Origin of the sequence: Mangrovibacterium lignilyticum, from assembly GCF_010882175.1 — a bacterium.
GTDB lineage: Bacteria > Bacteroidota > Bacteroidia > Bacteroidales > Prolixibacteraceae > Mangrovibacterium > Mangrovibacterium lignilyticum.
Genome location: NZ_WKLH01000002.1, coordinates 760,514 through 771,439, shown reverse-complemented (window position 1 = coordinate 771,439; position 10,926 = coordinate 760,514). Strand labels below are relative to the sequence as shown.

General features: G+C 48.8%; 6 protein-coding genes. All 6 read left to right on the top strand.

What is annotated here, in order from left to right; genetic code table 11:
• Positions 1–6: 6 nt before the first annotated feature.
• A complete protein-coding gene (locus GJV22_RS10385) occupies positions 7–1,974 on the top strand; it encodes a RagB/SusD family nutrient uptake outer membrane protein (RefSeq protein ID WP_163712637.1) in 1,968 nt (655 codons plus the stop codon).
• Between the two features lie 172 nt (positions 1,975–2,146).
• Positions 2,147–3,964 carry an alpha-L-rhamnosidase-related protein gene (locus GJV22_RS10380; RefSeq protein WP_163712634.1) on the top strand — a complete coding sequence of 606 codons (1,818 nt, stop codon included), beginning with the start codon at positions 2,147–2,149 and terminating at the stop codon, positions 3,962–3,964.
• A 36-nt stretch (positions 3,965–4,000) separates the two neighbouring features.
• Entirely contained in the window at positions 4,001–5,365 is a 1,365-nt protein-coding gene (locus tag GJV22_RS10375) for a glycoside hydrolase family 28 protein (RefSeq protein WP_163712630.1), read from the top strand.
• 118 nt (positions 5,366–5,483) lie between these two features.
• Positions 5,484–6,830, top strand: coding sequence for a glycoside hydrolase family 88/105 protein (locus tag GJV22_RS10370; protein ID WP_205461832.1), 1,347 nt, complete (start codon positions 5,484–5,486; stop codon positions 6,828–6,830).
• A 366-nt stretch (positions 6,831–7,196) separates the two neighbouring features.
• Positions 7,197–8,735, top strand: a complete 1,539-nt coding sequence (locus tag GJV22_RS10365) for a rhamnogalacturonidase (protein ID WP_163712627.1) — start codon at positions 7,197–7,199, stop codon at positions 8,733–8,735.
• 114 nt (positions 8,736–8,849) lie between these two features.
• Positions 8,850–10,925 carry a beta-galactosidase gene (locus GJV22_RS10360; RefSeq protein WP_163712624.1) on the top strand — a complete coding sequence of 692 codons (2,076 nt, stop codon included), beginning with the start codon at positions 8,850–8,852 and terminating at the stop codon, positions 10,923–10,925.
• The last annotated feature ends 1 nt before the right edge of the window (position 10,926 follow it).

Sequence of the window (10,926 nt, the reverse complement as noted above, 5' to 3'; positions counted from 1 at the left end):
AGACTTATGAAAAAGAATATAAAAATATATACACACCTATTAACGCTTTTTGCATTAATAGTAGGTGTAACTTCCTGCAACCAGGATTCCTTTTTGAAAGAAACCTTGGAAACAGAAAGGGACCTTTCATATTTTGATACAGAGGAAGGGATTCAGGAACTAGCAGTAGGTGCTTATTACCATATTTTTGCTTATCCGTTTCGCACGGAATATCAATTTGGTACTACCAATTACGGAACCGATGAGTTTCATGTAGGAGGTGACGATACCAATAGTGCATGGAATAATTATGACAGCCGTTTTAATTCCAGTATCACTACGATCAGGACTACCGCTGAGGAACCCTGGGATAATGCTTATCTCGGTATTGGCTATGCTAACCAGTTAATCGAATCGGCAACCAATATTGAATCGACAAACAATGCGATCAAAGAAACGGCTTTGGGCGAAGGCTATTTCTTACGCGCCTTTGACTATTTAAAATTAGCTCGTCAATATGGTGGTGTTCCTTTAAAATTGGCACCAAGTACGAGCGTTGAATTAGAATTCACACGTGCAAGCGTAAAAGAGGTATTAGCGCAAGTAATTGAGGATTTTACCAAAGCCTATGAATTGTTAGATAACTCAGCTTCAACGCCGAATAAAATCACGAAAGATGCGGCCGCCCATTTCCTGGCAAAAGCTTATTTAACACGTGCCAGTGAAATTAATGACTACTGGAACTCAGATACAAAGGCAGCAGACCTACAACAAGTGGTGAGCTTGTCGGAGGAAGTGATTGCCAATCACCCGCTCGCCGACAATTATCAGGATCTTTGGTATTATACTGAACCTGATGGCGATAATGAATCACTGCCGGAATTAATTTTGTCGGCATCATTTAGTCGTGATCCCGCGCTTGACACTTATAACCAAAGTCACGTATTTTTTACAGCCCGTTACGATGACATGGCAATGATGAAACGTGACTTGACGGGAATGCGCCCTTATAGCCGTATGGCTTGTACCTATTTCACTTATGATGTGTTTGACCATATCAATGATTCCCGTTTTTGGAAAGTATTCCGCACGAAACATCGGGTAAACAAAGGAGGCGAATTTGGTGGTATCACTTACACTCCGGGTGTTGATTTAGGAATCATGTATGTGATCAACTCTGCTGATGATACCCGTTTTTCAAACACGGTAAATAACAACGATCCAAATATCTTGTACAGTGAAACAGGAAAGACGATCCCTCACGTATATGTGGCACATGCTGCCGATGGTGTAGGGCTCTTGACAAACCCAAGGTGGCCTTCATTATCAAAGCACTTTGAATCAGACCGGACAGCCATCAATGATAACAGAGGTATGCGCGATGAAATTCTGGCCCGTTCTGCGGAGACTTATTTGATGCTTGCTGAAGCAAAAATACGTTTGGCTTCTTTGGGCACCGGTTCCTATGCCGATGCACTGCCTTATATTAATGAAGTTCGTAACCGTGGCGCTTATCAAGCCGGAGAAGACCGTTCATACTATATGGATGGTGCCGAATCCTATCCGACATCCGATTATACTCAGCCGTTTAGTGATAACTCTTATATGAATGAAAATTCATATTACGAGTCCAACAACATTCCGGAGACCACAGCTGCTACCAGTTTGACAATTAGCAGTACTTCGAACTTACCGGCAGAAGATGAAGCGATAATGACGACATTAGGGTATTCAAGTGACTATGATCGCATGATGTGTTTGGTTCTGAACGAACGCACGCGAGAGCTTTGCGGTGAATGGTTGCGTTGGGAAGATTTAAGCCGTACCATGACATTGGTAGACAGAGTACGCGCCTATAATCCTGAAGCTTCTCCGAATATTCAGACTTATCATAACCTCCGGCCGATCCCGCAGACATTCCTGGATGGAGTTTACACCGAGGGACGTCCACTGACTTCAGATGAGAAGTCTGCTATGCAAAACCCGGGTTATTAATTGCTCGTTTGATGATATGAAAATACAGGGGAATTTTCCCCTGTATTTTCTTTTTTACCTATTGATTGATTTAGGTTAGCCGTTGCATATGTTAGCGCTTTACGATAGATGAAAGCTGTTTAAATGTTATCTTGCAGAGACTTTTCGCTACTATAGAAAACTACTTAAACCAATGAAAACTAACCGCAGTGTCCACCCATCCCGGAAATTTGCGTCCGCTCATTTCAAAATACTGATTCTATTTCTGTTTCTGCAAGCTCAAGGGGTGTTTGCTCAATTCCCACCGTGTTATTCCACCGAAATGGTTGCGAAAGCTGAAGTTGATCCGCTGACGAGAATCTATCTTGCACCCCAGCGAATTGTGTGGACTTCGCCCGATTCACTAATTACGAATCCCGATGTTTTACTGAATAAAGGCAATAGCCAAGCGTTCTTTGGCTCTCAACCGATTTGTAAAATCATCAATAAAGGCGATTCCCCATCGGGAATTATTCTTGATTTTGGCAAAGAGATTCAAGGAGGGATTCAGATTACCACATCGCAAAGTAATCGTGTGACGCGGAAAGTGCGCGTACGCTTAGGAGAGTCGGTGAGCGAAACCAGCAGCGATGTTATTGGCGACGGAACAACCGGCGAGGCGGGCGGCGCAACCAACCACCACGCCATGCGCGATTTTGAATTGACTTTACCGGGTTATGGATCGGCTACAGTCGGTAATACAGGCTTCCGTTTTGTGCGGATTGACTTGCTGGAACCAGATGCTTTTGTTGCGATTAAAGAAGTTCGTGCAGTGGCTACCCTGAGAGACATTCCTTACCTGGGATCGTTTAAGTGCAGTGACGAACGACTGAATAAGATCTGGGAAACCGGCGCCTACACGGTTCATCTTTGTATGCAGGATTACCTGTGGGACGGGATCAAGCGTGACCGCATGGTTTGGGCAGGAGATATGCATCCTGAAATAATGACCATTAATGCCGTATTCGGCTATAATGAAGTCGTTCCGAAAACACTGGATTTTCTGCGGGAGCACACGCCGCTGCCGAACTTTATGAATGGCATTCCTTCGTATTCGATGTGGTGGGTGATTATGCAGCACGACTGGTATATGTACCAGGGACGGCTGGATTATTTGACGGAACAAAAAGGGTATTTGCTCGCTTTACTCGATCAGTTTACGCACTATGTTGATGACGACGGCCATGAAAAGCTCGAGAATGTTGGGATGCGATTCATGGATTGGCCCTCATTCGATAATAAGGAGGCTGTACACGCGGGTTTACAGGCTTTGATGGTCATGACTTTTGAAAAAGGAGCCCGGCTTTGTCGATTTCTGGGTGAAGATCTAAAAGCAGCAGATTATTCGAAACTTGCAGCAAAGATGAGCGAAAATGTTCCTGATCCCAATAAGTCGAAGCAGGCTGCTTCGTTGCTGGCGCTTTCCCGTTTAATGGATGCGGCAAAAGCAAATCAGGCGGTTATTGAAGTTGGCGGACCCCAAAACTTCTCAACTTTCTTCGGATATTACATGCTTCAGGCACAAGCAATGGCCGGCGAATATAGGGTGGCACTGGATAATATCCGTCAGTATTGGGGAGGCATGCTCGATTTGGGAGCGACAACCTTCTGGGAAGATTTCGATTTGGAGGAAGCAACCAATGCTGCTCCGATTGACAGTGTTGTTCCGGAGGGGAAACTGGATTACCACCACGACACGGGCGACTACTGTTATATCGGTTTGCGCCGGAGCCTTTGCCACGGCTGGGCATCGGGACCAACAGCCTGGTTAAGCGAGCATGTGCTCGGGGTACAAGTACTGGAGCCGGGCTGCAAAAAGCTGAAGATTGAACCGCATCTGGGTGATCTGGAGTGGGCCGAAGGTACTTTCCCGACACCAATGGGCGTTGTTTTCCTGAGATATGAGAAGGATGAAAACGGGGACATGACGTCAACGGTAAGGGTACCTGATGGAATAGAAATTGTTGACTAAATGAAACGAGACTACTAAAACCAATTAATAGACTTCATGAAAAATTTATTACTACTCGCGATTGTTGTTGCCATTTTCTCGTCATGTACACCGACGAAAAACAAACTAAAGATTAAAAAAGTTACCGTTAAAGCGCCTTTCGACATGCCGGCCATTTCTTACCCGGATTTCAGCGATTGTCCGGCGTTTCTGATTACTGATTTTGGAGCAGCCCAAGGCGATCAGCAAAAAACATCCAAGGCCATTGCCAAAGCTATCGATGCGGCTAACCAGATCGGCGGTGCTTCGGTGGTCATTCCTGAAGGCGAATGGTTGACCGGTACGATTCATTTTAAAAGCAACGTCAACTTACACCTGCAAAAAGGCGCGGTGTTGTTGTTTTCCGATAATCCGAAAGACTATTTGCCAGCCGTGCACACCACTTGGGAAGGGTTGGAATGCTACAACTATTCACCGTTGATTTACGCCTTCGAATGTCAAAATGTGGCCATTACCGGTGAGGGAGAGTTGAAAGCCCGGATGGACTTTTGGAAAAACTGGTTCTCGCGTCCTGCTGGTCACATGAACAGCTTAAAGCGCTTGTATGAACTGGCAGGAAAGGGAGTTCCTGTTGAAGATCGTCAAATGGTGAATGACACAGCCAACATGCGCCCCCAGTTTATTCAGTTTAACCGGAGTGAAAATGTGTTGCTCGATGGTGTTAAAATCACTAACAGCCCGTTTTGGACCATTCATCCCTACCTGTGTAAAGATGTGGTCATTCGTAATTTGCAGGTTTATGCACACGGCCACAACAATGATGGCGTCGATCCGGAAATGACTCAAAATATGTTGATTGAAGACTGTGTGTTCGACCAGGGCGATGATGCCATCGCAGTTAAATCGGGACGGAACCAGGATGCCTGGCGGTTGGACACACCAACCAGGAACCTGGTGATTCGGAACTGTTTTGTGAGAAACGGACACCAGTTGCTGGCGGTCGGGAGCGAATTGTCGGGTGGCGTTGAGAACGTGTTGATGGACAACTGCGCTGTTGCCGATGGCGCAAGTATGTTTCACCTGGTTTTCATTAAAACCAATGAACGCCGGGGTGGCTTTGTGAAAAATATTTACGTGTCGAATGTTAAAGCCGACAAAATGCGTGAGGGCATCCTGGGCATTGAAACCGATGTGCTTTACCAATGGCGCGATTTGGTGCCCACGTACGAGGTTCGGTTGACACCGATTTCCGACGTCTATCTCGAAAATATAAAAGCCAATAATGTGAAATTTACCTACCGGATATTAGGGCAGCGGGAGATGCCGGTTAAACGGGTCGGCCTGACGAATGTGGATGCCGACACGATTCGGGAAGAGCGGAACATTGCTGAAAACCTGGAAGGCTTCACCTGGGATCAGTAACAGGAGATGCCAGATACTGAAAATTGCCCCCGGGATTACTGCAATCGGGTAGTTCGGGCAATAGCGTGACGATTGAAAAATTACTTGTTGTAAATTGATAAACTAAAAACCATAAACGATGAAAATGAAAGCTATTTTACTGAGCGCTTTGGTTCTGGCATTGGGCTGGAACAGCGCGAGTGCACAAAAGGTGAACGATGTAACGACTCCGCTGCATCTGCTTCAACCTGATTACCCCACGCCTTACGGAAAGCCGGGAGTGGCTGCCATTGAGCAAACCCTTACCCGGATTTATGACTATCTGGATGCAACAACACCGGCCAGTTTGGTGGATAAAAACACGGGCGCCGAAGTAACCGACCTTTCGAAAGTGGACGAAAATACCATTTTGAAACCGGGCGACTTCCGCCTGACCAGCTACGAATGGGGGGTTACTTATGCCGGCATGTTACTGGTCTCGGAACAAACTGGCGACCCGAAATATGCAGCTTACACAACCGAACGCCTGAACTTTTTAGTCAAAGCGCTTGAGGCTTTCGAAGCCTTCGAACAAAAAAGTAAGAACAAAGATTACCAGGTATATCACTCGGTGCATCCGCATGCGCTCGACGATTGCGGCGCTATTTGCGCGGCCATGATCAAAGCAGCCAAAGCCGGTAAGGCGGAGGGACAGGATGGTATCATCAACAAATACATCGACTACATCAGCGATAAAGAGTTCCGTTTGGAAGACGGCACGCTCGCCCGCAACCGCCCGCAACCCAACTCGCTTTGGCTCGACGACCTGTTTATGGGCGTTCCGGCTTTGGCGCAAATGGGTAGCTACAGCGGCGATACCAAATACTACGACGACGCCGTGAAACAAGTGGTGCAATTTGGTCAGCGCATGTTTAACTACGACAAAGGCCTGTTTATGCACGGTTGGATTCAGGGAATGGACGAGCATCCGCAGTTTCACTGGGGACGCGCCAACGGTTGGGCTGTAATGACCATGGTCGAGTTGCTGGAAGTGTTGCCTCAGGACTACGCCGGTCGCGACCAGGTGCTGGATCTCCTGCGCAAACATATTCGCGGTTTGGCCAACTACCAGGACGGAACGGGTTTCTGGCACCAGCTGCTGGACCGCAACGATACCTACCTGGAAACTTCGGCAACGGCCATCTATACCTATGCCATTGCCCGCGCGATTAATCGCGGTTATGTCGATGCCAAAGTATATGGCCCAATGGCTTGCCTGGCCTGGAATGCTGTAGCCAGCAAGGTGAACGAAAAAGGTGAAGTGGAAGGAACCTGCGTGGGTACCGGCATGGGTTTCGACCCGGCATTCTACTATTACCGCCCAATTAATGTGTACGCCGCACACGGCTATGGCCCGGTGTTGCTGGCCGGTGCAGAAATGATTGAACTGGTGAAAAAGCATAACACCAGCATAAACGACAGCTCTGTTCAGTTTTACGACGAATAAACCGGGGATACGTGGATGGAGACGGCCGGGTAGGGGTAAAAGCGCTGCCCGGCTGTTTTTTTTAGCTGTTGGCACGCTGAACTCCCCGGTTGGAGCGTGACTAAATAGTTAAAGCCTGCCCGACGCTCCGGTGGAGGCATGACTAAATAGTTAAAGCCCGCCCGAAGCATCGGTGGCGGCGTAACTAAATAGTTAAAGCTTCCCCGGCGAAGCGGGAGCCCGTGACTAAATAGTTAAAGCGCCGGCTGCACTTTGTTTGTAACGAGCGGCGAGTTGTTCGTCTTTTCAACCGGCAAATGGCCAGCGTTTATGGTGATAATCATTAAATTTGCATGCAACTACGATTCAAATCAAACTAAACGACCCATGTTTCAAAAATCACTCGTCTTAATTTTCTTACTACTGGCCGGTGTTACGCTTCGGGCGCAGCAGGCCGGCGTGTACAATGTGAAAGACTTTGGCGCGTCGGGCGATGGCGTGCAGCTCGACAGCGAAGCCATTCATGCCGCGATTGATGCGGCATCGCAGGCCGGCGGGGGAACGGTGCTGTTTCCGGCCGGTGAGTACCTCAGCTTTTCAATCCGAATGAAAAGCAATATTAATTTGCACCTTGGAGCCGGAGCGACCCTGGTAGCCGCCAATATGGACGAGCACAACGGGAAATACGACGATCCGGAACCGAATATGTGGGGCGACTCGTTGCACTACCAGGATTTTGGTCACAGCCATTTTCAGAACAGTTTAATTTGGGGTGAAAATCTGGTGAATATCTCAATCACCGGACCCGGTTTAATTCATGGAAAGGGCTTGCAGAAGTGGGGCAATCCACGGCCCGGTTTAGGGAATAAATCCATTGCTATGAAGAAATGCCGCAATGTTGTGCTGCGCGATTTTTCAATTTTACATGGCGGGCATTTCGCCATTATCGCGACCGGTGTGGATAACCTGACCATCGATAATTTAAAGATTGACACGAACCGCGATGCCATCGATATTGATTGTTGCCGCCATGTGCGGGTCTCAAACTGTTCGCTGAATTCGCCGAACGACGATGCTTTGGTGCTGAAAGCCTCGTACGCGCTGGGCTATGCGGCTCCCTGCGAAAACGTAACCATTACCAACTGTGCGGTTTTTGGCTTCGACGAAGGGACTTTCCTCGACGGCACGTATCAAACAACACAGCAAGTCGCGCCCGACAAAGGCGTTGTTACCGGGCGTATTAAACTGGGAACTGAGTCGAATGGCAATTTCCGGAATATCACCATTTCAAACTGCACCTTCGAGCATTGCCGCGGATTGGCACTCGAAACGGTTGACGGCTCGGTACTGGAAGATATTACCGTCTCCAACATCGTGATGAAAGATATTCTGAATGCACCTTTCTTTTTCCGATTGGGTAGTCGGATGCGCGGCCCCGAAGAGCTGCCGGTGGGGAGCTTCAAACGCGTGCTGGTCGACAATGTTATCGTAACGGCTTCGAACCCGCAGTATGGCTCCATGCTCATGGGCATTCCCGGGCATGATGTCGAAGATATTGTCTTTTCAAACATTTGGATTCGGGTGAAAGGAGGAGCTCCGGCATCTCAGGCGCTGGTTGAGGTTCCGGAGCTGGAAAACAGCTATCCCGATCCGCAGGAGTTCGGCGATATTCCCGCCTGGGGATTTTACATGCGCCATGCCCGCAATATCAGTATGCATCACATCACCCTCGAAACCGAAATTCCCGATGCCCGCCCGGCATTCATCCTCGACGATGTGAAAGGAGTTTCGTTCTCGGATATCCGGGTGGTGAACCAGTCTGAAGGTCCGCTTTTCAAGCTGAAAGACGTTGAAAACCTCGACCTGCAGCGGGTAAGCGACCTGGACGACAGGAACGAAAAAGAAGTAAAAAGCTTAAACTTGTAATTCAAACGGAGTCATGGGTGATGTGTTTTCCAAGCGTGTCGCGAAAATAGAGTCAGCGGTTGGAAACCGCTGCACCCCTAAAGCTTCAAACTAAACACGAATAAAATAAACCTGATGAGAAAACTATTCACGATTGGAATCCTGCTGAGCTGGGCGTTCAGTGCGCTGGCTCAAAACCCGCAAGCCTGGTTCCCCGATAATGAGCTGACCACCGTTGGAGCCTACTATTATCCTGAACATTGGAATGAGAACCAATGGGAACGCGATCTGAAAAAGATGGCCGACATGGGCTTCGAGTACACCCACTTTGCCGAGTTCGCCTGGGCACAGCTGGAACCGGAAGAAGGGAAGTATGACTTTGCCTGGTTGGACCGGGCTGTTGAACTGGCTGCCAACAATAAGTTGAAAGTCATTATGTGTACCTCGACAGCTACGCCGCCGGTGTGGCTGGTACGCAAATATCCCGAAGTGCTGAAAACCCGCGAAGACGGAACTCAAATGGACCACGGTTCGCGGCAGCATGCCTCGTTCTCGAGCGAACTGTACCGGCAGTATTCGATGAAAATGATTACCGAGCTGGGCAAACATTACGGCAAAGACAGCCGCATTATGGGTTGGCAGCTCGATAACGAACCGGCTTCGAATGTCGATTTTGGTGAAGATGCGCAAACGCGTTTCCGTGCCTGGCTGAAAGCCAAATACCAAACCATTGACGCCCTGAACAAGGCCTGGGGAACCAATTTCTGGAGCGGCACTTATACCGACTTCAACCAGATTGACATTCCGCAGCACAGCCAGTGGGGCATGAACCTGTATCAGCGTTTGGATCACAGTCGCTTTTGCGATTTCGAAACCGCAAACTTCCTGGATGAGCAGGCTAAGGTGATTCGCCAGTATGCCGGGCCGAAACAATGGATTACCACCAACTATATTCCGAATTACGATGCCCGTTACATCGGCGCCAGCAAGGAGCTCGACTTTATCAGCTACACCCGCTACATGGTTTATGGCGAGCATCCCGGCATTGGGCCCAAAGGTTACCGGGTGGGAGAATATTCGCGCATTGCTATGGCAAACGATTACTTCAGGCCATTGACGCCGCTCTATGGAGTAATGGAATTGCAACCCGGACAGGTTAACTGGGGAAGCATTAACTCGCAGCCGCTGCCCGGTGCGGTACATTTGTGGCTGTGGCATGTGTTTGCCGGAGGCAGCCAATTTACCTGTACCTACCGTTTTCGTGCGCCGATTTATGGTTTCGAACAGTACCATGCCGGAATTATCGGCACCGATGGGGTGACACCAACATCCGGCGGTTTAGAGTTTGAACAGTTCATGAAAGAGATGCAACTGCTGCGGAAAAACTACAGCGATAACAGTGTACCGGCCGACTACCGGAAACGCAAAACCGGCCTGCTGTACGACCCGGATAACACGGTTGCCATTAACCAGAATAAGCAAACTTCGGTATGGGATACCGAAGCGCATGTGCTGAAATATTACAAGGCGCTGAAAGGTTTTGGCGCGCCGGTCGACTTTATCCGCGACACAATGGATTTTGCAAAATACCCGGTGATTGTGGTTCCGGCTTACCAGCAAATGAGTTTGGAATTGATCTCGAAACTGTGGAATTATGCCAACGACGGCGGCAACCTGGTGCTGTCGTGCCGCAGTGGTCACCAGGATGGGTTTGGGCATTTGTGGGAAGCCCCGCATGCTGCCCCCATCTGGGCAATGATTGGCGCGGAGATCGAATTTTACGACTTGTTGCGCCCTTATGCACCGGATACCGTGAAGATGGACGACCGGAAATTTGCCTGGACCAGCTGGGGCGACATTCTGAAACCAAACACCGGCACCGAAAGCTGGGCCAGCTATTCGGATGATTTCTATGCCGGTGAGTCAGCGGTGACATTCCACCAGCTGGGAAAAGGTACGGTTACCTACGTCGGCCCCGACAGCAATTCGGGTGATTTGGAACAGGCCGTGTTGACGAAACTGTACAATAAGCTGAATATTCCGGTTGAAAACTATCCGGAGGGCATCATCGTTGAGTATCGCGACGGCTTTGGCATCGCGCTCAACTATTCGGATAAAAACGTTGAGATGAACCTGCCTGAAGGCACTGAAATCTTAGTTGGAACAACAACGCTCCCAACAGCCGGTGTGCTGGTTTGGAAGTTGAAGTAAG

Bases quoted from the DNA above. Each gene is read 5' to 3' on its own strand.
- GJV22_RS10375 (WP_163712630.1), top strand. From the start codon at position 4,001: ATGAAAAATTTATTACTACTCGCGATTGTTGTTGCCATTTTCTCGTCA.
- GJV22_RS10380 (WP_163712634.1), top strand. From the start codon at position 2,147: ATGAAAACTAACCGCAGTGTCCACCCATCCCGGAAATTTGCGTCCGCT.
- GJV22_RS10365 (WP_163712627.1), top strand. From the start codon at position 7,197: ATGTTTCAAAAATCACTCGTCTTAATTTTCTTACTACTGGCCGGTGTT.
- GJV22_RS10385 (WP_163712637.1), top strand. From the start codon at position 7: ATGAAAAAGAATATAAAAATATATACACACCTATTAACGCTTTTTGCA.
- GJV22_RS10370 (WP_205461832.1), top strand. From the start codon at position 5,484: ATGAAAATGAAAGCTATTTTACTGAGCGCTTTGGTTCTGGCATTGGGC.
- GJV22_RS10360 (WP_163712624.1), top strand. From the start codon at position 8,850: ATGAGAAAACTATTCACGATTGGAATCCTGCTGAGCTGGGCGTTCAGT.